This window comes from Thermodesulfatator autotrophicus, from assembly GCF_001642325.1.
GTDB classification, from domain to species: Bacteria; Desulfobacterota; Thermodesulfobacteria; order Thermodesulfobacteriales; family Thermodesulfatatoraceae; genus Thermodesulfatator; species Thermodesulfatator autotrophicus.
The window spans coordinates 1-26,181 of the sequence record NZ_LSFI01000006.1 but is presented as its reverse complement, the minus strand read 5'-3'; the positions used below and the strand labels follow the sequence as shown (position 1 = coordinate 26,181).

Genomic DNA, 26,181 nt, shown 5'->3' with positions numbered 1-26,181 from the left:
GGTCTGCTAAACTTATAAATGTCATGAAACGAGTTTTTATAAGGACTTTTGGCTGCCAGATGAATGAATATGATTCCGAGCGCATGTATGCGCTCATTAAGGACGAATATATTCTTTGCCAGGAGCCCAAAGAAGCTGATCTTATCCTTGTAAATACGTGCTCTGTTCGCAAAAAAGCAGAGGAAAAAGTTTATGGCCTGGTAGGGCGCCTTAAACACCTCAAGAAAAATAGACCTGAAGTAATAATCGGGGTTTGCGGGTGTGTGGCCCAGCAGGAAGGCGAAAAGATTTTAAAACGCCTGCCCCATGTGGATATGGTTTTAGGGCCTCAGGCGGTTTATCGCCTTCCTGAAGCCCTTAAAAAAGTAAAAAGCGGGCTAGGCCCGGTGGTTGACACGGAGTTCAAACCCGATTTTCGTCAACCCTTGGTGCTCCCCTTTTTAAACAGCACAAGGCCGGTTAAGGCCTTTGTGACTATCATGCAAGGGTGTGACAATTTTTGTGCCTATTGTGTGGTCCCTTATACCCGTGGCCGTGAGATAAGCCGCCCTCCAGAAGAAATTATTGCTGAGATTGAATGTCTGGTAAGGCAGGGTGTTCGCGAGGTTATGTTATTAGGCCAGAACGTGAATTCGTATGGCCGAAAGGAAAAAGGGTTCCCTTCTTTTGCGGAGTTATTGCGAGAGGTGGCTCAGGTAGAAGGGCTCTGGCGTATCAGGTTTACCACCAGCCACCCCAAAGACTTAGATCGTGAACTCATGGAAGCTATAGCCGATATCCCCCAGGTTTGTGAACACCTTCATCTTCCAGTACAAGCTGGTTCTAACCGGGTGTTAAAACGCATGAATCGCAAATACACCCGTGAAGAATATCTTGCCAAAGTGGAGCAGTTGCGCCAACTTTGCCCGGAAATATATTTGACCACTGATATAATTGTAGGCTTTCCTGGGGAGACTGAAGAAGATTTTGAAGAGACCCTAAGCCTTCTTGAAAAGGTGCGCTACGCTGAAATATTTTCTTTTAAGTATTCTGACAGGCCTCTGGCCAGGGCTACTGGCTTTGAAGATAAAGTTCCAGAAGAAGAAAAGGCCCGTCGCCTGGCAGAGGTGCATCGCCTGCAGGAAAAGATTACTCGTGAAATCAACGAGTCTTTTATTGGCAAGGAAGTAGAGGTTTTAGTGGAAGGCAAAAGTCACGGCAATTTGTCTCTCTGGACGGGGAGAACTCGCTCAAATCATGTGGTAAACCTTGAAGGTGAGGGGGATTTGAAAGGTAAGCTAGTTCATGTTTTGATAGAAGGTTGTGGCCAGCATTCTTTACGTGGCCGTCTGGTAAATATCCTTCGGGAGGCATAGATGAAAGTTAAGATGAAGGTCCAGGCCATAGCCCTGGATCCGGTATCAAACAGTCCGGTTATGTTGCTTAAAGAGGAAGAAGGGGAACGAACTTTGCCCATCTGGATAGGCTTGCTTGAAGCTACAGCTATTGCCACACGCCTTGAAAACATTCAGTTTTCACGCCCTATGACTCACGATTTGCTCATTAATATTTTAGACCATTTAGGGATAAAAATTCCGCGCATAGAAGTTTGTGACCTGCGGGACAATACCTATTACGCGCTTATCACCCTTGATATAGACGGTCGGGAGGTAAAGATAGACGCTCGCCCAAGTGATGCCGTAGCCATTGCCCTGCGTACCGGGGCTGACATCTGGGTTCACGAGGCTGTTTTGGAAAAGAGCAAGCTCCTTGAAGAAGAGGCCAAAAGTGAAGCTTCCTCTGAAACCACCGGGCAAGACCAGGACAAAGAGAAACTCAAAGAACTGCTTGAAAAGCTCGACCCAAGTGCTATTAGCAAATACAAAATGTAGCTATGTTTGATTTTCATTGCCATTCTATATTCAGTGACGGTGAGTTGATTCCGGCTGAACTATTACGCCGGGTAACGGTCCTAGGTTATGAAGCGGTGGCTATTACTGACCACGCTGACCAATCTAACATTGACTTTATCCTGCCAAGGATTATTTCAGCCGCCAAGGCTTTAAACCAGGTTTCTAAAACCCGCTTAATCCCAGGCATTGAAATAACACACGTTCCGCCCATGCAAATACCTGAAATGGTAGCCCGGGCTCGCATGCTAGGGGCAGAAATAGTTGTAGTTCATGGAGAAACTCTGGTTGAACCCGTTGAACCGGGAACAAATCTTGCGGCTATAAAGGCCGGGGCTGACATTTTGGCTCATCCTGGTCTTATATCCGAAGAGGAGGTTCGTCTGGCCGCTGAAAAAGGGGTATTTCTTGAACTGTCTGGCCGAAAGGGTCACTGCCTGGCCAATGGCCATGTAGCGGCTCTGGCTCGGAAATTTAATGCTCCTCTTATTGTCAACTCTGATGCCCACGCTCCTCAAGATTTTTTGACCAAAGAATTTGCCGAAAACGTAGCCCGAGGAGCCGGGCTAAATCTTGAAGAAGTAGCCAATCTTTTCTTCACCGTACGCGAACGCTTCCTCGGTGTTTAAGCAAGTCATGTTAAGGGGTTTTCGTTTATGAAATACCGTATTGATTACGCCAGTGAGTTAAACCCTGCCCAGCTTGAGGCAGTGAGAAATATTTTAGGCCCGGTGCTTGTTATTGCCGGTGCAGGTTCTGGTAAAACTCGCACCCTTGTTTACCGAGTAGCAAGGCTAGTTGAAGAAGGGGTTCCTCCAGAACGGATTCTCCTTTTAACTTTTACGCGTAAAGCCGCCCGGGAAATGCTCCGACGGGCGGCCCTTCTTCTTGATGAGAAGTGTGAAAATGTTTCTGGAGGAACCTTCCATTCCTTGGCCCATTTAATGTTAAGGCAATATGGCCATCTTATTGGCTACTCACGAAATTTTACCATTCTTGATAGGGGAGACGCTGAAGACGCCATTAACCTTTTGCGCACCGCCCTTGGCCTGGCAGATCGCAAGCGCCGCTTCCCTCGCAAAGAGACCATTGCTTCAATTTTCAGCATGGCTGTAAATAAAAGGATATCCCTTGAAGAAGTAGTTAACGAAGAATATCCCCATTTTCTTGATGACCTGGAGGATCTCGCCAGGCTATTTGAACATTATGTTCGTTATAAACAGGAACATCAACTCATGGATTATGATGATCTTCTGGTCAACTGGTATCGGGTATTAAAGGGTTTTCCAGAAGTCAGGCGAGAGATGGGTAGGCGTTTTGAGTTTATTATGGTTGATGAGTATCAGGACACCAATGCTCTCCAGGCAGAGATAGTTCGTTTTATGGCCGAAGAACATGGGAATGTAATGGTGGTGGGAGATGATTCCCAGTCTATTTATGCCTTTAGAGGGGCTAATTTCAAAAATATAATTGAATTTCCCAGGCTATTTCCTGGCACAAAAATAATAAAACTTGAGGAAAATTATCGTTCCCGTCAGCCTATTCTTGACCTGGCTAATACGGTGATAGAGTATGCCAAGGAAAAATATACCAAGTGTCTTTTTACCAGACGTGAAGGTGGAGCTACACCTGTTCTTTACAAGGCTCGCGATGAAGCGGACCAGAGCCGTTTTATAGCTGATCGTATTCTTGAACTGCGCGAAGAGGGCGTGCCTCTTTCAGAAATAGCCGTGCTCTTTCGTTCGGCTTATCATTCTTTTGATCTTGAGCTTGAACTTGCCAAAAGAAACATTCCTTTTGTGAAACAGGGGGGCATGAAGCTTATTGAAACCGCCCATATAAAAGACATCGTGGCTCATTTGCGCCTTCTCGTAAATCCCTATGATATGCTTGCCTGGAACCGAGTCTTGCTTTTGATTGAAGGCATAGGCCCTAAAACTTCTAAACGCCTCATGGAATATCTCAAAGTAGAAGAAGACCCTTTTGAGGCCCTTTATCGCTATCCTTCTAAGCCTTCTTTTGCTAAAGGATTGAATGAACTTGCCCGGCTTTTTGGGGAGCTTAGAGCAAATCTCTCTCCAGAAGAAAAGCTCGCCCGGCTCTATGAGTATTATGAGCCCATTTTTGAAAGAGTTTATTACGATGACCATCCCAAACGAGCTAAGGACCTTGATCAACTCCTGGCCATAGCTCACAAATACGAGACAGTAGAAGAATTTTTAGCAGACCTTGCCTTGGAACCACCAGAAGCCAGTGTGGCTGAAGTGGAAGCCCTTGAAAATGAAGACGAAAAACTTGTTCTTTCAACAGTTCATTCAGCTAAAGGCCTTGAGTGGCATAGTGTGTTCGTAATTTCTCTGGCTGAAGGCCGCTTTCCTTCAAGTTATGCCCTTGGTAAAGAAGAGTCTATTGAAGAAGAAAGAAGGTTATTTTACGTGGCTGTAACCAGAGCCAAAGAGAACCTCTATCTTACTTATCCTGCTACGTACTATGCCCCTGGAGAAGGCCGTATATTTAGTAAACCCTCCCGCTTTCTTGAAGAAGTCAAGGATAAGCTTAATCCTTGGTACGAAAAAGACGATTCTTTTATGGAAGACGAAGAAGACGTTGGTTCATCTTTTAAGCCTGGAGAGTTGGTCTGGCATCCAGTCTTTGGCGAGGGTAAAGTCAAGCGTATGGCAGATATTGATAAAGTAGTGGTTCAATTTGCTTCAGCAGGCGAGAGGACCCTTCATCTCAAATTCGCCAGGCTTGAAAGGCTTTAAGCCGGGCTACGGGACTTCTTCTAAAACTTTTCCGTTGTTTAAATTAAGAGACCTTTACAAAAGATTTTCCTGAGACTGCTTCGCCTGGCCCAAGCGGAACAGGGATCTCCTCGTAGTGACGGCACGGTCAAGTCATGCGAGGCCTCATTAGAGGCTGAAGCAATTTCAACCCGGCAATCTCAGAGATTGCTTTGTTCGTCCTTTCGGCCTCCTCGCACTCCTCGCAGCGAGGAAATGAGCTTGTCATTGCAAGCCAAGAAGTGGCGAAGGAATCCCTGTCGCGAGACTACATAGTGGTCCGTGGCGATCTCAATCTAATATTTTAGGATTTTGCAAAAGTCTCAATTTAATTTTAAATTGCGACTTAATTTCTGGACTTCTTTAAAGATCGAGACGAAGTCTTTTAGGTCTTTCTGGTCAGCTATTCGGGTTAAATCCTGTAAGATGGAAAGATATTTTTGTCTCAAGGCCTTCCCTTCAGGATTGTCAAACTGGATAAGGGCGTAGAGGTGAGGGTCCTGATCAGCAAAGCGGGCCACGATTTCAAGCTGACGTTCAAAGCTGGGGGTGGCCAGGTCTTTTATAAGTTTCAGGTCAATTCCAGAGTCATCCATAAGTTTACCCAGGGCCAGTAGTATAAGATGGTTAATAACCTGCACAATGGCCATTACGCGGTCATGTTCTTCAGGTGAAACTAAAATAGTGTGGGCGCCTTTTATTTCCAGGAATTCTTTGAACCATTTGAACCAGAATTGGCCACGTGAAGGCCAGAGGGCTATTTTTTGTCCTTCAAGGGATTTTTCACCAGGGCCAAAAAGAGGATGAGCTGCTACTACTTCAGCCTTGGTATGGGCGAGCATTATTTCATTTTGTTCCTTTTTAAGGGAACAAAAGTCAATCAAGCCCTGTTCTTCGCTGAGAAGGGGCCCAACTTCTTTTACCACTCCTTCAAAAACTGACATGGGCACCGAAACGAAAACTACCTGGCAGGCTTTTGCGAGGTCTTTATTTGAAAGAGATGACCCCCGGTCTGAGATTAAGACTTCATATCCCTCAGATTCAAATTGGCGTTTAAACCAGCGGCCCATACGGCCGGCACCGCCGATTATGCCAAGGCGTATCTTAGAGGCAGGAGCCATTGGGATGATGAAAATTTCGGGCCAAAAAACTACAGGCCTGCCTGGTTTCTAAAGGTAACCAGCGTCCACGGGAGTCTAGAAAGTACCATTTACCATTTATATTGCGAGCTACTAAGGCACCGTGATATTTCATAAGGACTAAAATTTTTTCCTGCTCTACAACTGGCTGAGTCTCTTTTATTTGGGCTTCACTTACCTGGATTAGTGTTTTCCAGCCACTAAAAAGACTTATGGCCAGGGCTAAAATCAGAAAAAATCTTAACAAACACCTTTTGATTTTCATGCCTAAAATTTAAAAACTTTTTGTCAAAAAAGCAACTGTTTAACAACTATCTACTATCTCTTTGGAGAAACTTTTTTCTTTCTGGTATCTGTGCCCGATGTTAAATACAAATTTAGCTCAGATAAAAGCCATATCAGCTAATTTTTTAGTCATCTTCGGCTTTTTCTCTCGTTTAAGCCCAAGAAATTGCTTCAACTTAGCTGCGGTTTCTTTGACAAAACTTTTGCTTCCTATGGCCAGTCTCTCGGTAAAAAATCTAATCCTTTGCCGATAAATTTCGCCTGTCCCTTTTTCTGGATCATTAAGCCCGCCTTTTCCGTGAACAAACTCTCTCAAGAGCTTAAGCTTTTCTTTTTCCGTCTTGTTTTCCCAATTGGTAAGCCCTAGATTGAGCGAAAGGAAATTTTTGCCTGTCCCTTTTCGCGCTCTATATCCCAACGAGCACCAGCGGTAGTCTTCTGGTTTCTCCACTATCCCTGCCCGCACAGGGTTTAGTTCTATGTAAGCCAGGCAGTTTAGCAATGACTCGCCTGTCTCCACGATTACGGACTTGAACCTGTCCGCCCAGAAGTAGCCTCTGCGGTCAACCCGCCGGTTATACCAGCGAGAGAAGCGCTGCTTTATATCCTGGACATAGCGAGAAAGATTTCCGAGCCTTGCCCGCCACTTTTTGATTAGCTCTTCGTAAAAGAAGATTTTGCGTTTCTCTCCGTAATAGAGCTTTATGCGGCGCTTCACTTCTTCGTCGGAGAATTGGTCTTCAGGAAGCATACGGCATAGTAGGTGGAAGTGATTGCCCATAATAGCGAAACCATAAACTTCAACAAAATAGACCTGAGAGAGCCAGCGGATGAGGTGTAGTAGGTGGTTTTTTTCTTCAGAGCCAAGGACGTTGTGGCCAGGGAGAGCCGTGCGGGAGATGACGTGATAAGCCGCTCTTGGGTCTTTCATGAAGAAGCGAGGGATACGTGGCATAGAAACCTCCTTAAAATTTTTGCCTTAAAATTTTTTTAAAATTTTTGCCTGTCCCTCTTATCGGCATAACATGGCGAAGGCTAAAATTTGGCTAATACCCTGAAACCTGTTAAAGTCTTTTGCTCTAAATTGTCTCGCAAGTTCAAAAATAATTGTTAAAATTTTACAAAATTGTTATGGCAGAAGGAAATATGCATAATCGGGAAGTACAAGAGCTTAGCTGCCTTTACGAAATTGCTAAAACGCTTTCAAGCTCTCTAAATGTGCGGGAGTCTCTGCAAGAGATTCTTGCCATTTTGGCGGAAAAGCTTGATATGCGCCGGGGGACCATAACCATCTTTAACCCTCGCACTAAAGAAATTCAAATAGAAGTAGCCCACGGTTTATCGGAAGAGGCGCGAAAAAGAGGCCGCTATCGTCTGGGAGAAGGCATAACCGGCCAGGTGGTAGCTACGGGCCAACCCATTGTAGTGCCAGCTATTTCTGAAGACCCGCGATTTTTGAACCGCACACGCAGCCGTAAAGAAGCCGAAAAAGAGAAAATTTCTTTCATTTGCGTACCCATCAAAACCGGCACCAAAATTTTGGGTACCCTTTCTGTTGACCGAGTTTTTACCAGCGATATCTCTCTTGAAGAAGACGTGCGGTTTTTGACTATCATTGCTGGCCTTATTGCCCAAACCGTAGCCAATATTCAGGCTATCCAGGAAGAGAAAGAAAGGCTCCTTGAAGAGAACCTGAAACTTAAGCAAGAGCTAAAAGGTAAGTATCGCCTTGATAACTTTGTTTGTTCAAGCTCACGCATGCAGGAAGTGCTCCAGATGATGGAGCGGGTGGCCCCAAGTTCAGCTACGGTTCTTATCCGTGGAGAATCAGGAACAGGCAAATCCCTTATCGCCAAAATGATTCACTTTAATAGTCCTCGGGCAAGTGGGCCTTTTGTAACTATTTCCTGTACTGCTCTTCCTGAAAATCTCATAGAATCAGAGCTTTTCGGCTATGAAAAAGGTGCTTTTACTGGAGCCCTTGCCCGCAAAACCGGGCTCTTTGAAAAGGCAAACGGCGGGACCATTTTTCTTGATGAAATTGGTGACCTGCCCTTGCCCCTTCAGGCCAAACTCCTTCATGTTATCCAGGAAAAAGAATTTTACCGGGTAGGAGGCACTCATCCGGTAAAAGTAGATGTGCGTATTATTGCGGCTACCAATCGCAACCTGGAAGAACTGGTTGAACAGGGGCTCTTCAGAGAAGATTTGTATTACCGTCTGAATGTGTTTCCGTTATACCTGCCGCCTCTTCGGGAAAGGAAGACAGACATTATCCCTCTGGCGGAATTTTTCCTGGAAAAATATAGCCGTCTTTACAATAAAAAGATTAAGCGTCTTTCATCTCCGGCTATAGATCTGCTGGTTCAGTACCACTGGCCTGGAAACGTGCGTGAACTTGAAAACGTAATTGAACGGGCGGTACTTATCTGTGATGAGGAAGTTATTCGGAGCTATCATCTTCCTCAGAGCTTACAGACGGCCGAAAGCTCTCACACTCACGCTAAAAAAAGCCTGGCCCAGGCCGTTAAAGAAGTAGAAGTTGAATTGATAATAGAAGCCTTAAAGGAAACTAAAGGCAATCAGAGTAAAGCGGCCAAACTCCTTGATACCAGCCTTAGAATCCTTAACTATAAAATCAAAAAATATGGAATTGACCCCAAGGCTTTCCGTTCCAGAGTATAAAATGCTTGCTGAAGAAAAAACATTAAAACAGGGAAAACTCTTTGCTGAGACTTTTACTGAGCCTGTTATTGTTCCACGAGGAGAGCATAACATTTCTCGTCAGGATATCTCTAAAGAGGCTCTCAAAGTTCTCTATCGTCTGAAAAAAAAGGGCTACCTTTCTTATCTTGTAGGAGGAAGTGTAAGAGACCTCCTCTTGGGAATTAAACCCAAAGATTTTGATGTGGGTACTGATGCCCGTCCTGAAGAGATAAGGAAGCTTTTCCGCTGGAGCCGTATCATAGGCAAACGTTTTCGCCTGGTGCACGTTTATTTCCCAGGAGGTAAATTTATAGAAGTAGTTACCTTTAGAGGGCCTGAGACCGCTGAAGAAAACGGTCTTGAAGTGTTTGGCACACCTTATCAGGACGCCTTTCGCCGGGACATAACTATAAACGCCTTATTTTATAACATCGCTGACTTTACCATCATTGACTACGTGGGTGGTATGAAGGATTTACGAGCCGGCATAATAAGGGTTATTGGCCCCCCTGACATACGCTTTATCAGGGATCCGGTTCGCATGATAAGGGCTATACGCCACGCTGCCCGCACAGGCTTTATTATTGAAGAAAACACCTGGGAAGGGATTCTTCGCCATTACCAGAAAATAATGCTTTGCCCGCCTATGCGTATAAGGGACGAATGGCTAAAAGACGTCCTTGGCTTCTGGACGAGCTCTTGGGCGGATTTGATGCTTAAAAGCGGGCTTTTTCAAGAAATTTTCCCTGCTTATGGAAAATATCTGAAAAGGGCTTCTTCTCAAGAAAAACAATTTTTCTTTAAACTTCTTGCCTGGGCAGATAAAGAAGCAAAAAAGGAAAAACTCTCAGAAGCTCAAAAACTGGCCATTTTTCTTTATCCATTTTTGGTGGGAGAAGGAAGCCTCCCAAGAATTCCCAAAAAAACAACTCGTCCTGGCGGCTTAATACGGGAACAGATGAAAAAGGTCTTTTATCCATTTGACTTTAAAAGAGAGCTCTTTGAAAACACCTTGCAACTTTTAACGGGTATATGGCCGATAAAGTATCACTTAATTAGAAGCAAACATATGCCAAGGCGCCTTTCTGGAAAGAGTTATTTTAAAGAAGCCCACTTTTTGGCGAAAGTTATTCTTCGCCTTGAAAGAGAAGTTCTGGGGATAGGCTGTTCAAGCGGTAAAAGAGGCCGCAGAAAGCGCTAGCTAATCTTTGTTATCACTTCCCGCAGGTTAGAGACAATGAAATCCGGCCTGGCTTCGGCTGGAGGAGTGGCTCCAAAAGTGTCCCTATCAGGCCTTTTTACCCAGCAGGTGGTCCAGCTTCTTTTTTTAGCCGGGGCTATGTCATGAAAAAGGCTCTGGGCCACATGAAAAATAGCTTCAGGCTTTACTTTAAGCCTTTTTTCTGCAAGTTCAAATATGGCTTTCCCGGGTTTGTAACAACGGGCATCTTCAGCTGTTACCAGGGTATCAAAAGAAACACCCATTTGGATTATGCTCTTGGCTAGAAGGTCGTTGTCAACGTTTGAAATGATGGCGAGCTTAAAGCCTGCCTTTTTAAGATTAATAAGGGCTTCTTTCACTTCGGGAAACGGAGGCCAACCCGGCAGGCTTCGCCAGAGAACGTCTTCTTTTTCTGGCTTGACTTTAAGAGAGAAATATTCAAAAAATTTACGCGCCACTTCTTTTAAGATTTCACGATAGGGTTTCCAGGTTTTTTCTGCCTCGCTTTCAAAGCGGGCGTATAAATTCAAAATTTCTTTATCTTCCAGGGCCAAAGGGGAAAGGATAGGCTTTAAAGCTTTTAAAATACCGGTTTCCCAATCAATCAAAGTGCCGTAGCAGTCAAAAGTTACCCACTTAAAGTTTGCGGACATCAAGCTCCTCCAGGTCGTCCTGATAGCAAAGTATTACCTCTAAACCTAAATTTTCAAGTTCTTCTATCAATTGGTCAACCTGGGCAATGCGGATGGGATTACCTTCTGAATGGGCTGGAATTTTTACTATCACGCGGGGGGGATTAACGGAAAGGACTTTTGCCTCAATACGAAAGCCTGCAGGAAGCCCTTTCAGGGATTCTTTGAAAAACTTTTGTGTAAGGAGCCTTAAGTCTTTTTCAGTGCGGGCTTTTTTTAACCGCACGCCAAAATCTTCACTCATGTCTATAAACATGGAACACAAAGGTCTTTTCGGCAAGATAAATTTTTGCCTGTCCCTATTTTGACTTTTTTTAAAGAAAACTTATTTTCCTAATTGCTATGGCTATCATAAAAATTTTGGGTACAGCTGGAGCTCGTTACGTCGTAGCCAGGCAGCTTCGTTCCTCGGCAGGCACTTATATTGAACATGAAGGCACTCGTTTAGTGCTTGACCCAGGTCCGGGCACCCTTGTGCGCATGGCTTCAGCTAAGCCTCGTCTTGATGTGATGAAGCTTCACGGCTTGATACTTACCCACGCTCATCTTGACCATTCAAATGATGTAAACATTCTTATAGATGGCCTTACGGAAGGTGGCCTTAAAAAGCGCGGCGTCCTTTTTGCCCCTAGGGAGTGCTTAAGTGGTGATAGCGCTGTGGTTTTAAAATACCTGCGTCCTCATTTAAAGGACATAAAAACCCTTGAGGGTGAAAAATATTATACTATCGGAAATATTAAATTTCGTACTTCCAGGCGGCATTATCATACGGCTGAGACATACGGCGTAATTTTTGATTTTGCTGGCAAAAAGGTGGGGTTTATAGTGGATACCTTGTTTTTTCCCGGGTTAATTGAATCTTATAAAGACTGCCAGATTCTCATTATAAATGTAGTCCGCTTTAAGCCTCATACTTCACCCAATGTGCAGCATCTTTGCGTGCGTGACGTAGAAGAAATACTTGAGGAAATCAGGCCAGAGCAGGCCATTCTAACCCATTTTGGTATGACCATGCTTAAGTCCCAGCCCCATCAGGTAGCGGCAAAACTTAGCCGCAAACTGGGGTTGGAAGTGGTAGCGGCCTATGATGGCATGACTCTGGAAGTTTAAAAATAGGGACAGGCAAACTTAACTGCTTGAATACAGTTTGAGAACTTGTTAAATTTCTGTAAAAGCCCCCGTAGCTCAGGAGGATAGAGCACGAGATTCCTAATCTCGGTGTCGCAGGTTCGAATCCTGCCGGGGGCACCAACAAAGTGCTCTCTGAGGAATCTATGGAGCTTCACGAAATCGTCGCCAAACTTACCAACCAAGAAGAAAAGGTTGACCGTACTCTTAAAGAGCTAGAGCTTTTGCGCCAGATTTCCACTGATAATTTAATGGCCGTCCTTGAACTACGAAAATATCACGAAGGCCTTAGCCGTGAATTTAAAGAATTCAAAAATGAAATGAAGGCCTTCAAGGATGAGATGCGGGTTTTCAAAGACGAAATGCGTGCTTTCAAAGATGAGATGCGGCAATCTATTAAAGAACTTAACAGGAGATGGGGAGAACTTGCCAATCGTTTGGGAACAATAACTGAAGATATCTTTGCCCCGGGTATTCCTTACCTGGTTAAAAGCCTGGGTTTTGGGGTCAGGAAGAGAATGCTTAATGTGGAATACAAAAAGGACCAGATGTATAACCAGTATGATGCTATCGTGGTAGCTGAAGATAAGGATGGAAGAGATGTAGTGTTTGTGGCTGAAGTTAAGAGTCAGCTCAGGGCCGACCACTTTGACGATTTCAAAACAAAGCTTGAGAACCTGGCTATATACGAACCCGAATATGTGAACAAAAAGATTGTTCCTGTCCTGGCTGCCTTCAATATCCCTGAGGATCTGATCCAGCTTGCCAATAAACGCGGGGTTCTCCTCGTTCGTATGGGCGGGGAATATCTTGAACCCCTAAACCCCGAGATAGTCAGCTAGTCCATACACATATAAGTCTTTCCTGATTAAGGCCTGTTGGCAAATGTAGTCAAACTGTATAAGCTTAAGGTCCAGGAGGTAGAGGCTATGCTTACTCTTTTGGACTATGGTGCCGGAAATGTTAGAAGTGTAGTTAATGCCCTTGAAAGCCTTGGGAAAAAGGTAAAATTCGTAGAAAAACCAGAAGATATCCTTTCCGCTGAAAAACTCATATTTCCTGGGGTGGGTAATTTTTCTTCTTTAATAAATACCCTCCATGAAAAAGATTTTTACGAGCCATTAAAACGTTATCTTCAAGAAAATAGGCCATTTTTAGGAATATGTCTCGGGCTTCAGGCCCTTTTTGAGTACTCTGAGGAAGCGCCAGGAGTTAAAGGTCTGGGCATTTTTAAAGGATATGTAAAAAGATTTGATACCAATCTTTCTGTGCCCCATATTGGCTGGAATGGTATTAAAGCCCAGAAGCCTTCAAGGCTTTTTGAGGGGTTATCAGGTGAAGAAAAATTATATTTCGTTCACTCTTATCATATAGTCCCAGAGGAGGCTGATATTGTCCTTTGCACCACTGATTATGGTTATGAGTTTGTTAGTGCCATTGAAAAGGGAAACATTATAGCCACCCAATTTCATCCGGAAAAAAGCGGCCAGGTAGGTTTAAAAATCCTTAAAAATTTTTTAGAGCTTGAAAAGCCTGCGGTAAAACCCAAATTCATTCCATCCAAGACCAGGCTGGCCAAAAGAATAGTGGCCTGTCTTGATGTACGCACCAACGATGAGGGAGATTTAGTGGTCACCAAAGGAGACCAATATGACGTGCGCGAAAAAGGCCGCGTGCGCAATCTTGGTAAACCTGTAGAGCTTGCCAGGCGTTACTATACTGAAGGCGCCGATGAAATAACTTTTCTCAATATTACAGGCTTTCGCGACTTCCCGTTAAAAGACCTCCCCATGCTTGAGGTCTTACGCCTCACATCCCAAAATGTTTTTGTTCCCCTTACCATTGGTGGAGGGATCCGTGATTTTACTGACCGAGACGGAAGGTTTTATTCGGCCCTTGAAGTAGCTTCTGAATATTTTCGTTCTGGAGCTGATAAAGTCTCAATTGGGAGCGATGCGGTATTGATTGTTGAAGAATATTTGCGCACAGGAAAGGCTACTGGCCAGAGCTCAATAGAGACAATCTCTAAAGTTTATGGAGCCCAGGCCGTGGTTATTTCTATTGATCCACGCCGGGTTTATGTAGATTCTCCTGAAAAGACCAGGCATCCAGTAATTGAAACTGAAATACCCGGTCCAAATGGAGAAAAATATTGCTGGTTCCAGTGTACCATAAAAGGCGGCCGCGAGGGGCGAGATATTGACGCCATAACCCTGGCCAAGGTGTGCGAAAAACTTGGCGCTGGAGAAATTCTCCTAAATAGTATTGACCGCGATGGCACTAATCTCGGCTTTGATATAGAGCTTATTCAAGCGGTGAAAGAAGCGATCTCTATCCCGGTTATTGCCTCAAGTGGAGCAGGTTCCCCTGAACACTTTTACGAAGTATTTACCAAAACAGGGGTGGAAGCCGCTCTTGCTGCTGGCATTTTTCATCGTAAAGAAGTCTCTATTGAAGAGGTTAAATGTTATTTAAAAGAAAAGGGGATAGAAATAAGGCCTATTTTTAGAGAGGAACTCCTTTAGAAAACTCTTTCAGCTGGCACCACCGGGCCTTCGCTGCAGACGTGAAGATAGCCCCTTTCCTGGCGTTTAACCACACAACCTAAGCACATGCCCAGGCCACAGGCCATATGGGCTTCAAGGGAGACATAGGCCCTAACTCCCAAATCTTTAGCCACCTTGGCTACCGCGGAAAGCATGGGCATAGGCCCACAGGCAAAAATAATTTTTTCCCCAGGTTCATGGAGATAGCCTTTTAAAGGCTCAGTAACAAAACCCTTGAACCCCAGACTTCCGTCTTCGGTGGAAAGATTTAAAGATATTCCCAAGTCTTCAAACTCTTTTAAACGCAAAAAATCATTTTTGGTCCTTGCACCGTAAAAAAGGTTTATTTGCAGGCCTTTTTCTTTGAGTTTTTTGGCTGTCCAGAAAAAAGGAGCAATGCCAATGCCTCCTGCCACCAGAATAACTTCACCGCTGTTTACTTCTGGAAAGCCCTGCCCGAGAGGCCCTAGGACTTCTACCTTTGCACCGGGTTCAAGCGCAGCCAGCAATTTTGTTCCACGGCCTTTAACTTCAAAAAGTAAACTAAGTTTGTCAGGTTCGTGGTCATGAATTGAGAAGGGGCGTGCAAGGAGCGGGTCAAAACCGGGCCAGGCTCGTACCATTACAAATTGGCCTGGAAGAGGATTTTCTAGTTCCCCTTCCAGTATTAAAAGGTGATATCTCTGAGAGAGTTTGCGATTTTCTTTAACGGTGAATAGGTTCACAGGTTCTTTTTCTCCAGAAAATAACAAATAACAGCCAGCATGGCTGCAAACACTACGGCTACTAAAATTGGTGGCATAGAAATTAACTCTGGAATCCGGACTTTGCCAAGGGCACCAATGGGATAAATATTGGCCTTCCACCAATCATAGGTGTGGGCAAAGGCAATGGCTCCCAGTATCCCGCCTAATATACCGAAAAAAGCGTCTATAGCTCCTTCAGCCAGTGCTCCTGTAGAGGTGCCGGGGCAATAGCCTAAAAGGGCCCAACCCAGGCCAAAAATGAGACCGCCCAAAAAATTAGCTAAAAGATAAGTAGTTTTTACAGAATATGTAATTATTCCCAGTTGAGCCAGGAGGTTAACCCCTAAACTTCCTACCATAACCGCTGAAAGCAAATACTTAAGTACGGTAAAATCCTCTAACAGGAGAAGGCCTACTTGTTTGTCAAACCTGATAATTCTAGTGCGCTGGAATATATAGCCCCAGATAATACCGGCTATAAGGCCCATTATGAGTTCCATTTTACCGCCTCCTTTTGTAAAGGATGAAAGCTAAAGGTATGCCTCCTATAAAAAAACCAGCTACACTGATAAACGCTGAAAGCGAGAGTTGAGACATTCCTGAAAGGCCATGCCCGCTGGGGCAGCCTCCTGCCAGACGGGCTCCGTAAACCAGGAGAAAACCTCCCATAAAAGCCATAGCTGCTCTCAAAACTTGGTTTTTACCAAATGCCCTCTGGAAACGTTCATGAATCATTCGCACTTTAAATTCTTTGTTTTTAACAGCAGCTAAAAATGCTCCTATAGGAACCCCTATGAAAACCAGAACCAGTTTCCAGTCAACTTTGGGCTTGTATTTTTGGTAATAAGCTAAAGTTTTTACGGCCTGAGGGTTAATTTGATTTTCCACCAGGGCAGCCACCCGCACAAAGGCCGTTGAGGCTCCAAGCATTTTGGTCTTTCCCAAAATAAAAGTGGTTGAGAGAACCCAGGCTATCAAAAGCAAGCCCGTTAAAGCTCCTCCTAAATATGGAGACCAGCCGTTTTTCATTTGTTTCCTCCTTGGGCAAAGATTTGACGCATAATTTTGGCCATTTCTTCAGGGGGAGTGATTATCAGCTCAGCCCCCAGCTGGCGCTGCAGGAAATAATCATCAGTACGGTAGTTTTCGTAAAGGTTCTGCCGGGTAATCAGGCGCAAGTGAGGTGTAAAATAAGGAGCCCTTTCATCAAGGGCAGGCAAAAACAAAGTAAAGTTAAACGTGCCGTAACCCATTTTATCATAACCTTTAAGGGCCAGGCTTAAACCCCGTGCTAAATCTAACACATCGTCGGTAGTTATTTCAGGAAGACCTTTTGTTCCTTCTATAACCGCAAGGATTTCGTTTCCGCCAAGAGGAGCAAAACTGGCCATAAAAGCCACTCTTCCTTGTTGTCCTATAAAGCGCTCCTGTTTTTCTTTTTCATGGACACAAAGCTCTTCCCAGAAGTTTTGGCCGTGACGCAAGTAGTAAGCATGGCTTGCCTTCAATAACTCATTTTGTCTGGGGAAAGCCTCCTTGGCAGCTACCACCTGAAAATGAGGGTGCACCAAACTGGCCCCAGCTGGCAGGAGATAGTTGGCACAGAGGAGTCCAAAACGAATGGTCGGGTCTTCCTCAAAACAAAGGCGTAAAAATTCAAGGCCGAGATAAAGGGCGTCTGCCAGAAGGCCTGGTTCAAATTCATCTATCTTCCGGAGGTGGGCTTCACCCACGGCAATAACCGCATGCCTTGGTGCTGTAGGGAAAAGATTGGGAAAAAGAGTGCACTCTCCGCGTACAAGGCGTCCGTCAGGGATAAAATCTTCTGGATACCTGGGCGTAACTTCTCTCACTTTGGGCGGACACATAAAACATTGTTCCTTTGAAGCTTCTGCAAGCTTTTTTACGAGCTCCCAGTCTTGAGCGCCAAAAAATAGTCTGGCCTTGTCTTCCAGGGCAGGATTAAATACGGCGAAATGATTGAGCAATGGGTCAAATCTTAACTCAACTTCTTGAGGTTCAGGAGCAAAGTTATTTAATGGATTGTGAAAGGTTTTGATATATTTTTCTCGGCGGAATTCAATGCTCATAGGTTGCCTCCTAAAGCTTTTAACTAAAATATGAGCACACTTTTAAAGATGGCAACTCAAAAGTAAAAGACGAGCAAATCAACCAGTCTTTCGGGGACAGGCAAACTGTAAACAGGTCTTAAGGGAAGTTTCTCAAGTGAGCCTTTCTCTACATCTTTGCGCCAGAGATAGTACCCCTGCGTAGCCTTAAAGATTTCTCGGCTGTGTTTGGCAAACTTGGCCGGGTTTCCGTAACCACGAGCTATGGTGAAGGGGACTTTGAGGGAGCAATCTTTGAAGCCGAGATGACAAAGATAGGGAAAAGCTTCTTTAAGTCCTAGGTTTTTAATAACTTTTTCCATAAAGTGCACCCGAGGAGCATAACCTTCTACCAGGTAAATTTTTAAGTCAGGCCTTGCTATCTTAACAATTAGGCCCGGAAAACCTGCTCCTGTTCCCAGGTCGGCACAGGTTATATTTGGCGGTAGTTGCTTGGCCAGAAAAAGGGCTTCATAAACCGGGCCAGCAAGCAAGTCAAAACGGCTTTTAGCCGCGGTGAGGTTTAAGGCCTCTGCTTCTCGAGCAAAGGCTATTAAATAGGCTTTAAGTTCTGGCCAAAAACTTTTCAGCTCAAGCGAGATGTTGTGTTTTTCAAGTCTGTCTTTAAGCCAGACAAAACCTTCTTCCCAGGAAATATCAGGCTGCTTCCTCATCTATCTTTTGAGCCTGTTCAAGGGCTGCGTTTACAAAAGACACAAAAAGTGGGTGAGGAGCCATGGGTTTGGACTTGAATTCCGGGTGAAATTGACACCCCAGAAACCAGGGATGTTTTTCTTTAGGTAGTTCAATAATTTCCACCAGCTCGTTATCAGGAGATACCCCGCTTATTACCAAGCCTTTTTCGGTAAGAATATCGCGAAATTCGTTGTTGAATTCATAACGGTGACGATGGCGTTCAAATATTTCGTCCTGCTGGTAGGCTCCCTTGGCTAAAGTTCCGTCAAGCAGGCGACATGGATAAGCCCCAAGCCGCATGGTGCCGCCCTTTTCCGTGGTTTCATCGCGCACTTCAACTTTCTGGGTGCGGAAATTAAACCACTCACGCATAAGATAAATCACCGGATACGGAGTGTTGGGGTTAAATTCTGTAGAATCAGCCTCTTTTAGTCCGGCTACATGGCGGGCAAATTCTATTACGGCGAGCTGCATGCCTAGACAAATACCAAAAAAGGGAATTTTGTTTTCACGGGCAAACTTGATGGCCTGAATCTTGCCTTCTACCCCGCGAGAGCCAAAACCTCCAGGGACTAAAACAGCGTGTACACCGTCAAGTAATTCACCTATATTTTCAGGAGTTATTTCTTCAGAGTCAAGGTAGCGAATGTTTACTTTAGTGCGCGAAGGAATTCCGCCGTGAACCAGGGCTTCATGTAAAGACTTGTATGAGTCTTTAAGATGTATGTATTTCCCCACCACGGCTATGGTTACTTCGTGCTTGGGGTTTTTAAGGCGATAGACCAATTCTTCCCAGACTTTAAGGCGAGGCTCTCTGGTCCAGATGTTTAGCAGCTCTATTATTTTTTCGTCCAGTTTTTCTTTGTGAAAAATTAACGGGATTTCATAAATACACTCTACGTCTTTAGCGGTGATAACGGCGTCTTCATCAACATTACAAAAAAGGGCAATTTTTCTTTTTACTTCTGGAGGCAAAAAGCGTTCAGTGCGGCAGAGGAGTATGTCTGGTTGAATACCAATGGCCCGCAACTCTTTGACACTGTGCTGAGTGGGTTTGGTTTTAAGTTCACCAGCGGTTTTTATATAAGGGACATAGGTTAGGTGGATGTAAAGAGTGTTTTCACGGCCAAGGTCATAGCGGAGCTGCCTTATGGCTTCAAGAAAAGGGAGGCCTTCAATATCGCCCACAGTGCCTCCTATTTCAATGATGGCAATGTCAACATCATTTCCTGCTAGCTGAAGGATAGAGGCTTTAATTTCGTCAGTTATATGGGGGATGATTTGCACCGTGCCGCCAAGATAATCACCGCGGCGTTCTTTCATAATAACCGAGTAGTAAATTTTCCCTGAGGTGAAATTGTTTTTCTGGCCCATTTTGGCTGAGGTGAATCTTTCGTAATGGCCAAGGTCAAGGTCAGTTTCGGCGCCGTCATCTGTAACGTAAACTTCGCCGTGCTGAAAGGGGTTCATGGTGCCAGGGTCAACGTTTATGTAAGGGTCAAGTTTCTGGAGGGTGATGGTAAGGCCCCGGGCTTCAAGAAGAGTGCCTATGGCAGCTGCTGCCAGGCCTTTACCCAAAGACGAGAGAACTCCACCGGTCACAAATATGAATTTGGTGTGCAATTTTTGTTTCCGCCCCATGTTTACTCCTTATTGGTCAAATATGTCTCCGCCAAAATACGCCCGGTCTCGCTGGAACGCAACTCTACTTTTTTGAGTTTTTCAAACTTTATATTTCTAGGCAAAGTGTAAATGAAAGTGGCTCCCGAGAAACGGCCAATTTCTCTAGATATTCCATCTTTTTCAACTACAAGGACTATAAGTTCAAAAGGAGGGTTTTCTTTAAGTTTGATGACTACATATTCTGAATTATCGCCTCGGCGCTTGAAAGTTACCTCTCCAGAAATATGGTTGAAAGAGGTCAAAGGGGCACGAAATAGTTCTACTGTTTGCGATTTCTGAGCTCGCAATGAAAGAAAAAAGACAATAACTATAACAAATAAGACGTAAATAAGTGTGCGCGAAAATCCTCTCACGCCTTTACACTATATTAGCCAAAAAAGAATCGTTCAATAGATGAATGAACCGCCCTGGGTTTGCTGGAGGCGACGAAGCAGTCTCTGAGATTGCTTCGTCCCTAACGGGGCTCGCAAGATACTGTGGTTTTTGTCAAGCACTTTGAGCTTCCATCTGCCATTTTTCCTGCCATTTTCTGTAATTGTAAAAGGTGTATATCAATAACTTCCGGGCACATGCTATCAAGGCCACTTTCTTCAGTTTTCCTCTCTTTACCAGTTTATCGTAATATTCCCTTAATCTACCTTCTTTGCTCCTTACCGCACTAAGCGCCCCCATAAATAGTAATCTCCTCAGCCTGCTATCCCCTTTCTTGCTTATCTTGCTTACCATCTTCCTCTTCCCCGATTCCTTTACCTCTGGGGGGGGTCCACGGACCTTCCGGCCTCTGGGCTCCCAAAACTACCCTCACCTCTGCCCACCCTCCGTCTAACCCTCGCCCTGCTTGAAGACAAATCTTCATCGTATCTGCCATAAGATAACGAAATTCCCGGTTTCTAAACGAAATCTCATTACCATCAAAAATATCCCGAAAATTCCGATAAACCGTGGTATGGGAGGGTGTCTCAGCTCCTATCTCGTATCTTGCTTCTTGGGCTGCTTGCCGAAAAGAGTTAAGTACTGAAAGCCTTATAGCGGAACGTAAAGCTCCCAAAGAAAAACGTTTCTGGGAACGAAAATCCACGGCTAATGGAAGAAGCCTAAGTGTCTTTCCCGTCTCTTTATCTCGAAGCTGACGATTGGTCACCTGGATCTTCCCGAATATTGTATTGAAGAGGCGCTCTCTTCCATGCCGCCCGTTTTTGACGAATTTTCCAGGATACGAGGCTTGCAATATGAATAAAAGCCGTTCCTGGAGAGCTTCCAGGAAAGCTTTATCATAAGGCGACCTGCTTCCTTTAGGTTTTCACGAACGGCTTCTTCTATAGCGGCCAATGAGATCTTGCCTAAAGGAATTTCAAAGGGGTTATAGAAATATTCATAGTTAATTGTTTTGGGGCCACCCTTTCACCTCCTTATGAGAGTTTATTTCCCGGTGGCCCTATTTTACCATTTCATCACGCCGGCCTACTTTTACTTTCACCAGTGGCTCTGCATATTTGTGAAGAACTCTGGGAAGCTTTAGGGAAAGAAGGCCTTATAGCCAATGCCCCCTGGCTTGAAGCTGATTAAGGTCGAAGAAGTTACCATCGCTATTCAGGATAACGGAAGCTTAATAGAGAGATACAGGTGCCAGTCGGAACAGGCGAGGCCACCGTCAAGGAGGCGGCGCTTGAAAGCTCCAAAGTAAAACACCATCTTGAAGATATGAGATCAAAAGGGTCATCTTTATTCCCAGTCGGCTTATAAATTTTGTAACATGCTAAAAGATAGCCAAAGTTTTTGACCAAAAGGCCCCTTTATGCTATTCCGAAAAAGGGGAGGAGAGTCTGTGGACCTATTTTTCCGCTTTTGGAAAGACTCTCTATTTCGCGGTTTTGTCCTCCTTTCTGTACTCCTACTGGGGGTGGGATTGGAGCAGGGGCTTTTACCTTCTCATGGCCTAAAGTACGCTCTCTATTTCCTGACAGGGAATATCTTAGGCCTTGGGATCGGTATCTTTCTCTGGCGCAAGGAAAAGATAGCCTCACAAACCTGGTTTATAGAAGGACTTTTAGTCGCCCTCCTTATCTGGAAGCAGAACGAATTTCTTTTTCTTTTGCTCGGGCTATTATTTGGTCCTTTGATCTTGCATCTTTTTATTTTGGCTCACGGGCGAACCCTTAAAGATATTCTTTTGCCTATTGGTTCAGGTATAATTTGGGGCAATATCCTTCTCTATCTTCTTAAGCTGGTTCCTCTCCCTATATCTCTGGCCTTCTTAGCCCTCTTTTTGGCGGGTTGGAAAGTAGAAAGGCCCAAAAAATTTGGTTCGAACCTTTCTTTTTCTCCAACGGGAAGACTTTATTTGTTCTGGCTATTCTTTCTTTTATTTTATGCGTTAGGCGGGCTTTATTATACCTCTCTCTTCAATTTGGGTCTTTCTTTCCCCCAAAAGTACTTTGACCTTATCTCGCTTTTGGCCTACACGGTGGGCATTGGCCTGGCCCTCTTGGGAGAGAAGTTTCTCTTTCGTTTCTTTCCGCCGTTGGTGGTGGTACTTATAGGTCTTAGCCTGGTATGGCAGTTTCCTTCGTCACACTTTTCCCTGTTTTCTCTTGCTTCTATAGAAGCTTCTTTTGGCCTAGCAGACGTATTTTCTCTTGCTTATCTTTTTTATTATTCTGGAAGTATCTTGGAGGGCATGATAGGTTTAGCCCTGTATCCCTTGGCGATTATATTAGGAATCATATTTCAGATAAAATTTTCGACAAACTTTTTACAGCAATATCAATGGGCTCTTGCGTCTCTGTTTGCCACCATAATACCGGCCATATTTTGTTCACGCTATCTCTTAGAAAGATCTGGGGTAGATAGAGAAATGAAGGCCCTACCCTCTGGCCTTGGTAAGACCGACAGTCAAAATCTTGGGCACGGAAAATTTCCGGCTACCACTGATCAAAAAGCCTCCCAAGGGATCACGTTTGAAGCGCAAAAATATATTTCCCAGGAGCCCCAGGGCCCGATTCCTCCCACGGAAAATTTCCCGAAAGACCTCCTTTCAGATCGGGAAAAGGAAGTCTTTGCCCTGCTTCTTAAAGGTTACAAGCTCAAGGACATTGCTAACGAACTGGATCTAGCGCTGGGGACAGTAAAGACCTTTTGTAACCGTATCTATGAAAAATTGGGCGTAAAAGGGAAAAAAGACCTCCTCCGTAAATTCGAACACGATCATTTTTCTCAATAACCCGTAATCCTTCTTTTTTCCTCGAGGTTTACAAAAGGTTTATAAAAAAATTTTCCTGTTTATGGAAATATTTTCTTAGCAATTCTTTTTTAGCGTTTTACTTTGAGTGCGCTAAATTTTAGCACGTAAACCCTTTTGGTCTCATTTACCTGCTGAGAAAAAATTTTTCCTTTTATAAGGTTTTTTTCAGGTCGTTTTTTCTCCCTTCGTCTAAGTCTGCTATTTTCAGCTATTTTTTTAACCCTTTGTTTTGGCACCCCCTTTGCTAGAGCCGTTTTATAAACGGGAGCTTTTTACCCGGGAAAAGGTCATAACCTGAAAAAGCGCCGTGGGGACAGGCCCCCTGGCCTGTCCCCTTAATGGTTTTTACCCGGGAAAAGGTCATTGCGAGGCCGATTGCTCCCGGCAAAAAAACAAGAAAGGAGGAAGAGTGATGAGGTTTTTAGGGACAAGGTTTCTTTTTATGGTTTTGCTGGTGGGTTTTCTTTTACTGGGCTTAGGTGTAAAGGCCAAGGCTACCCCCTTTCAAAATGGGGATTTTGAGACCGGGGATTTTACAGGATGGAGTGGAGAACTTATCGATATTAATATAAATACTGTATATGTAGACCCGGATTCAGACAGCCACTTTACCCTCTTTAAGTCATCTGATCTGAACTTTGACTGGGTCGCCGAGATAAGCCTTGATGACACCTACTGGCAGAGCACCCTCTATCAGGACTTCACCCTTGACTCTCTCAATTCCGGGCTACACCATGGACATCACCTTCTGGATCCAGTGGGATCCCACGGACAGCGATTATGATGGGCTCTCGGTGACCCTTGAAGATATCGGTGGAAATACCGCTCTCGATCTCCTCGCCGGGGTCTCCGACACGGACCTTCTTGCCGGCACCTGGGTCACCCAGGACATCACGAGCTTTGCCCAGACATGGGGCGGCCAGGACGTAGAGCTCGCCTTCTCCCTTTGGGACGTGGATTGGAACACAAGTGACACCCTTGACATCGACAACATCTCCTTTAACCAGCACGCCCCGGCCGCTGTACCTGAGCCTGCAAGTATGGTTCTGCTCCTTTCCGGGCTTGCGGGCCTGGGGATTGTGAGAAAGAAGATCTTTAGGTCCTAAATAAAGAGCCATGTAAGGGCTTCTTCTCGCCCTTTTACAGGATCTTTTGGCTTTAAAAAGGAGGGAGTGATGCCAAATTTTGTACCAAGATATCTCTTGTTCTATTTTTCTTTGATTCTGGTGTTTATCAACATAACCCCCACGGCGGCAAAAGCCGCCTACTGGGCCAAGAAATTTGGAGGCATCGCTTACGACCAGGCCGAGGCCGTTTCTCATACCAGCGATGGCGGTTTCATCGTGGCCGGCTGGACGTATTTTTCGGCAATGGTTCAGACAATATCCTGCTCTTGAAGCTTGATGCCGAGGGAAATCCTGAGTGGCAAAGGCTATACGAAGGCCCCCAGGTAGATCGTGCTTACGATGTCAATCAGACAAGAGATGGCGGATATGTCATTGTAGGGAAGACCAATTCCTTTAGCAGCAGCCATGAAGATCATATCCTAGTCATCAAGACCGACGCGGGCGGGAATATTTTGTGGCAGAAAGGTTTTAGCGCTGGCCAATACAAGCACGCCTGTGCCTACTCTGTACAGGAGACCGCGGACGGCGGCTATGTGGTGGCCGGGAAAGTCCAATCCAGTCCTGGTGGCTTGAGTGATCTCTTGATCATGAAACTTTCTCAAACCGGTGCCATCCAATGGCAACATCTTTACAGCAAGCGTCTTGAGTCTTCCTACAGCTACGACCCCACGGAGGAAGCCGCCTATGCGGTGCAACAGACCCGTGACGGCGGCTATATCGTTGCTGGTTACACCCAGTTTTTCGGGGCCGGCGGGGTCTGGAGGCATCATATTTGGGTGCTGAAACTCGATGAAAACGGCTATCCGGAATGGAGTCAGGAGTTCGGCGGTTATTTCTCCTGGGATGAGGCCCAGGCCGTGAGGCAGACCGCGGACGGCGGCTATGTGATTGCCGCCACCCATCAAGTTTCGGATGACACCCATAGGGATACCTGGATTATCAGGCTTGACGCCGATGGCGGCCTGGTATGGAGCAGGACCTATGGTGGCTCTGGAGATGATGGCGCTTATGCCGTACAGGAAACCCTGGAGGGTGGTTTTATCGTGGCAGGTTATACTGATTCTTTTGGCCCGTCGGCGGATCTCTGGCTGCTCAAGCTCTCCTCCTCTGGTGAGATTGTCTGGCAGAGGGCGTATGGTTCGGAGAATCAGGGTGATTATGGTTATGACGTTGTGGCTCTTAGTAACGGAGGCTACGTAGTTGCCGGCCACACATCTGGAGATAACGCGGATTTCTGGGTTTTTAAGCTTGATCAGGAGGGCCGTATTCCATCCTGCCCCCTGGGCAAAGATACCGAAGCCCAGACCTTTGCTGGAGGCGGAGGTATTCCCCTGCAGACAACCAAGTGGGCACAGCCTGTTTCTCCTGCCGAAACAAATCTCACCGTTATTGAACCTGAAATAGATGTTAATGAACAATGCTTCTATGAGCCGCCCAATCAGCCCCCTGTCATCGACTCCTTCACGGTCGATCCCACCGAAGGCGTGGCCCCCCTCGAGGTGAGCTTCACCTGCCAGGCCCATGACCCCGATGGAAGCGTCGTGGCCTACGAGGTTGACTTCGGAGACGGAAGCGAGCTTGCCACCTCCACGAATGGCACATTCTCCCACACTTATGAAAACCCCGGCACCTACAACGCCACCTGCACGGCCTATGACGAGGCCGAAGGCTCAACCACTTCTGACCCTGTGACAGTGAGCGTGAACGAGGCAGCCACTCCAACCTGGCAGGATATTACGGAGATGGTCACCACCAACCGCTCCCGCACCCTGTATGATCGCATCCACCGGGCCTTCTTCGTGCTCATAGACGTGGAGAACACCTCTGGCGAGGATCTGTCAGGCCCAATCCGCATGGTGATCGAAGACCCCACCATCCCGGTCAAGACCATAGAAGGCGTTGGTCTTACACCAGATGGGGTGACGGAAGACGGAAACCCCTACTTCATCATCGTGCCTGAAGGGGAAAGTCTTTCTGCTGGAGAACTTCTCGAAGACCTCCGGGTGAACTTCGAGCTCCAGAGAAGGCGCCTCGACTTCGGCATAAGGATAGAGCAACTGGTTGTGTCACCCGGCGGGCAAACGCCCATGTAAAGAGGGAAAGAAAAGAGGGGGCCTTAAGGGCCCCTTTGTACTTTGGATAAGGAGGGGAAAAGATTATAAAAGTTTAGACTTTATCTGACAGTCACCC

Annotated in this window: 29 protein-coding genes and 1 tRNA gene; 16 read left to right on the top strand and 14 right to left on the bottom strand. The window is 45.4% G+C overall.

All coding sequences use genetic code 11. The annotated features are described in order from the left end of the window. Positions 1 to 23 precede the first annotated feature (23 nt). From miaB to TH606_RS01975, 4 genes are read left to right on the top strand one after another with little or no spacing between them, the layout of a single operon-like run. Positions 24 to 1,355 carry a tRNA (N6-isopentenyl adenosine(37)-C2)-methylthiotransferase MiaB gene (gene miaB / locus TH606_RS01990; RefSeq protein ID WP_068541026.1) on the top strand — a complete coding sequence of 444 codons (1,332 nt, stop codon included), beginning with the start codon at positions 24 to 26 and terminating at the stop codon, positions 1,353 to 1,355. Continuing rightward, positions 1,356 to 1,871, top strand: coding sequence for a bifunctional nuclease family protein (locus tag TH606_RS01985; RefSeq protein ID WP_068541025.1), 516 nt, complete (start codon positions 1,356 to 1,358; stop codon positions 1,869 to 1,871). A 2-nt stretch (positions 1,872 to 1,873) separates the two neighbouring features. After that, complete coding sequence (locus TH606_RS01980) at positions 1,874 to 2,518, top strand: histidinol phosphate phosphatase domain-containing protein (protein ID WP_068541024.1); 645 nt, start codon at positions 1,874 to 1,876, stop codon at positions 2,516 to 2,518. A 27-nt stretch (positions 2,519 to 2,545) separates the two neighbouring features. After that, complete coding sequence (locus TH606_RS01975) at positions 2,546 to 4,654, top strand: ATP-dependent helicase (RefSeq protein WP_068541023.1); 2,109 nt, start codon at positions 2,546 to 2,548, stop codon at positions 4,652 to 4,654. A 341-nt stretch (positions 4,655 to 4,995) separates the two neighbouring features. Here TH606_RS01975 and TH606_RS01970 read toward each other — a convergent pair whose 3' ends face one another. From TH606_RS01970 to TH606_RS01960, 3 genes are all read right to left on the bottom strand, one after another. After that, complete coding sequence (locus tag TH606_RS01970; RefSeq protein WP_068541022.1) at positions 4,996 to 5,793, bottom strand: prephenate dehydrogenase/arogenate dehydrogenase family protein; 798 nt, start codon at positions 5,791 to 5,793, stop codon at positions 4,996 to 4,998. Then, complete coding sequence (locus TH606_RS01965; RefSeq protein WP_068541021.1) at positions 5,777 to 6,058, bottom strand: hypothetical protein; 282 nt, start codon at positions 6,056 to 6,058, stop codon at positions 5,777 to 5,779. Before TH606_RS01965 ends, TH606_RS01970 begins: the two co-directional genes overlap by 17 nt. Positions 6,059 to 6,193: 135 nt before the next feature. Next, entirely contained in the window at positions 6,194 to 7,051 is an 858-nt protein-coding gene (locus TH606_RS01960) for a transposase (protein ID WP_068541020.1), read from the bottom strand. A 191-nt stretch (positions 7,052 to 7,242) separates the two neighbouring features. Between TH606_RS01960 and TH606_RS01955 the strand changes: the two genes are divergently transcribed. Both TH606_RS01955 and TH606_RS01950 read left to right on the top strand, forming a co-directional pair. Beyond that, the gene (locus TH606_RS01955) at positions 7,243 to 8,781 is read left to right on the top strand and encodes a sigma-54 interaction domain-containing protein (protein WP_082863464.1); all 1,539 of its coding nucleotides are present in this window, start codon (positions 7,243 to 7,245) and stop codon (positions 8,779 to 8,781) included. Between the two features lies 1 nt (position 8,782). Then, positions 8,783 to 10,003 (top strand): hypothetical protein, encoded by a 1,221-nt coding sequence (locus TH606_RS01950; protein ID WP_068541019.1) that lies wholly within the window; start codon positions 8,783 to 8,785, stop codon positions 10,001 to 10,003. On the opposite strand, the gene TH606_RS01945 is transcribed toward TH606_RS01950, so the two are convergent. Together TH606_RS01945 and TH606_RS01940 are read right to left on the bottom strand one after the other, a co-directional pair. Then, positions 10,000 to 10,677 carry a haloacid dehalogenase type II gene (locus tag TH606_RS01945; RefSeq protein WP_068541018.1) on the bottom strand — a complete coding sequence of 226 codons (678 nt, stop codon included), beginning with the start codon at positions 10,675 to 10,677 and terminating at the stop codon, positions 10,000 to 10,002. The genes TH606_RS01950 and TH606_RS01945 overlap by 4 nt on opposite strands. Then, positions 10,661 to 10,972 carry a hypothetical protein gene (locus TH606_RS01940; protein WP_068541017.1) on the bottom strand — a complete coding sequence of 104 codons (312 nt, stop codon included), beginning with the start codon at positions 10,970 to 10,972 and terminating at the stop codon, positions 10,661 to 10,663. Before TH606_RS01940 ends, TH606_RS01945 begins: the two co-directional genes overlap by 17 nt. An 86-nt stretch (positions 10,973 to 11,058) precedes the next feature. Between TH606_RS01940 and TH606_RS01935 the strand changes: the two genes are divergently transcribed. The 4 genes from TH606_RS01935 (at position 11,059) to hisF (ending at position 14,369) form a co-directional block, all read left to right on the top strand. After that, positions 11,059 to 11,826 (top strand): MBL fold metallo-hydrolase, encoded by a 768-nt coding sequence (locus TH606_RS01935; protein WP_068541016.1) that lies wholly within the window; start codon positions 11,059 to 11,061, stop codon positions 11,824 to 11,826. Positions 11,827 to 11,890: 64 nt separating this feature from the next. After that, positions 11,891 to 11,967 (top strand) — tRNA-Arg (locus tag TH606_RS01930). 23 nt (positions 11,968 to 11,990) lie between these two features. Beyond that, complete coding sequence (locus TH606_RS01925) at positions 11,991 to 12,686, top strand: hypothetical protein (RefSeq protein ID WP_068541015.1); 696 nt, start codon at positions 11,991 to 11,993, stop codon at positions 12,684 to 12,686. Positions 12,687 to 12,773: 87 nt separating this feature from the next. Continuing rightward, entirely contained in the window at positions 12,774 to 14,369 is a 1,596-nt protein-coding gene (gene hisF, locus TH606_RS01920; RefSeq protein WP_068541014.1) for an imidazole glycerol phosphate synthase subunit HisF, read from the top strand. Here hisF and TH606_RS01915 read toward each other — a convergent pair. From TH606_RS01915 to TH606_RS01875, 9 genes are all read right to left on the bottom strand, one after another. Next, positions 14,366 to 15,115 carry a dihydroorotate dehydrogenase electron transfer subunit gene (locus TH606_RS01915; RefSeq protein WP_068541063.1) on the bottom strand — a complete coding sequence of 250 codons (750 nt, stop codon included), beginning with the start codon at positions 15,113 to 15,115 and terminating at the stop codon, positions 14,366 to 14,368. The two genes, hisF and TH606_RS01915, sit on opposite strands and share 4 nt — an antisense overlap. After that, a complete protein-coding gene (locus TH606_RS01910; protein WP_068541013.1) occupies positions 15,112 to 15,636 on the bottom strand; it encodes a YeeE/YedE thiosulfate transporter family protein in 525 nt (174 codons plus the stop codon). Before TH606_RS01910 ends, TH606_RS01915 begins: the two co-directional genes overlap by 4 nt. A 1-nt stretch (position 15,637) precedes the next feature. Further along, the gene (locus TH606_RS01905; protein WP_068541012.1) at positions 15,638 to 16,165 is read right to left on the bottom strand and encodes a YeeE/YedE thiosulfate transporter family protein; all 528 of its coding nucleotides are present in this window, start codon (positions 16,163 to 16,165) and stop codon (positions 15,638 to 15,640) included. Further along, positions 16,162 to 17,226 carry a hypothetical protein gene (locus TH606_RS01900; RefSeq protein WP_068541011.1) on the bottom strand — a complete coding sequence of 355 codons (1,065 nt, stop codon included), beginning with the start codon at positions 17,224 to 17,226 and terminating at the stop codon, positions 16,162 to 16,164. The genes TH606_RS01905 and TH606_RS01900 overlap by 4 nt, the downstream gene beginning before the upstream one ends. Before the next feature lie 56 nt (positions 17,227 to 17,282). After that, positions 17,283 to 17,918 carry an RsmG family class I SAM-dependent methyltransferase gene (locus tag TH606_RS01895; protein WP_068541010.1) on the bottom strand — a complete coding sequence of 212 codons (636 nt, stop codon included), beginning with the start codon at positions 17,916 to 17,918 and terminating at the stop codon, positions 17,283 to 17,285. Beyond that, positions 17,902 to 19,581, bottom strand: coding sequence for a CTP synthase (locus tag TH606_RS01890; protein WP_068541009.1), 1,680 nt, complete (start codon positions 19,579 to 19,581; stop codon positions 17,902 to 17,904). The genes TH606_RS01895 and TH606_RS01890 overlap by 17 nt, the downstream gene beginning before the upstream one ends. A gap of 2 nt (positions 19,582 to 19,583) precedes the next feature. Then, on the bottom strand, positions 19,584 to 19,976 hold the full coding sequence (locus tag TH606_RS01885; RefSeq protein WP_068541008.1) for a hypothetical protein: 393 nt from the start codon (positions 19,974 to 19,976) through the stop codon (positions 19,584 to 19,586). Between the two features lie 133 nt (positions 19,977 to 20,109). After that, the gene (locus TH606_RS01880; protein ID WP_231887721.1) at positions 20,110 to 20,349 is read right to left on the bottom strand and encodes a transposase; all 240 of its coding nucleotides are present in this window, start codon (positions 20,347 to 20,349) and stop codon (positions 20,110 to 20,112) included. Continuing rightward, positions 20,318 to 20,764, bottom strand: coding sequence for a hypothetical protein (locus tag TH606_RS01875; protein WP_068541006.1), 447 nt, complete (start codon positions 20,762 to 20,764; stop codon positions 20,318 to 20,320). The genes TH606_RS01880 and TH606_RS01875 overlap by 32 nt, the downstream gene beginning before the upstream one ends. Before the next feature lie 338 nt (positions 20,765 to 21,102). Between TH606_RS01875 and TH606_RS12040 the strand changes: the two genes are divergently transcribed. From TH606_RS12040 to TH606_RS01845, 6 genes are all read left to right on the top strand, one after another. Next, positions 21,103 to 21,189 carry a hypothetical protein gene (locus tag TH606_RS12040; RefSeq protein ID WP_331710687.1) on the top strand — a complete coding sequence of 29 codons (87 nt, stop codon included), beginning with the start codon at positions 21,103 to 21,105 and terminating at the stop codon, positions 21,187 to 21,189. 259 nt (positions 21,190 to 21,448) lie between these two features. Next, the gene (locus tag TH606_RS01865) at positions 21,449 to 22,843 is read left to right on the top strand and encodes a response regulator transcription factor (protein ID WP_197460487.1); all 1,395 of its coding nucleotides are present in this window, start codon (positions 21,449 to 21,451) and stop codon (positions 22,841 to 22,843) included. Positions 22,844 to 23,276: 433 nt separating this feature from the next. Next, positions 23,277 to 23,648, top strand: a complete 372-nt coding sequence (locus TH606_RS11630; protein ID WP_068541003.1) for a hypothetical protein — start codon at positions 23,277 to 23,279, stop codon at positions 23,646 to 23,648. After that, positions 23,572 to 23,970: a VPLPA-CTERM sorting domain-containing protein gene (locus tag TH606_RS01855; RefSeq protein ID WP_197460486.1), complete on the top strand. Its 399-nt coding sequence runs from the start codon at positions 23,572 to 23,574 to the stop codon at positions 23,968 to 23,970. The genes TH606_RS11630 and TH606_RS01855 overlap by 77 nt, the downstream gene beginning before the upstream one ends. A gap of 69 nt (positions 23,971 to 24,039) precedes the next feature. Further along, the gene (locus TH606_RS01850; protein WP_068541001.1) at positions 24,040 to 24,261 is read left to right on the top strand and encodes a hypothetical protein; all 222 of its coding nucleotides are present in this window, start codon (positions 24,040 to 24,042) and stop codon (positions 24,259 to 24,261) included. Continuing rightward, positions 24,258 to 26,084, top strand: a complete 1,827-nt coding sequence (locus TH606_RS01845) for a PKD domain-containing protein (protein WP_068541000.1) — start codon at positions 24,258 to 24,260, stop codon at positions 26,082 to 26,084. Before TH606_RS01850 ends, TH606_RS01845 begins: the two co-directional genes overlap by 4 nt. The last annotated feature ends 97 nt before the right edge of the window (positions 26,085 to 26,181 follow it).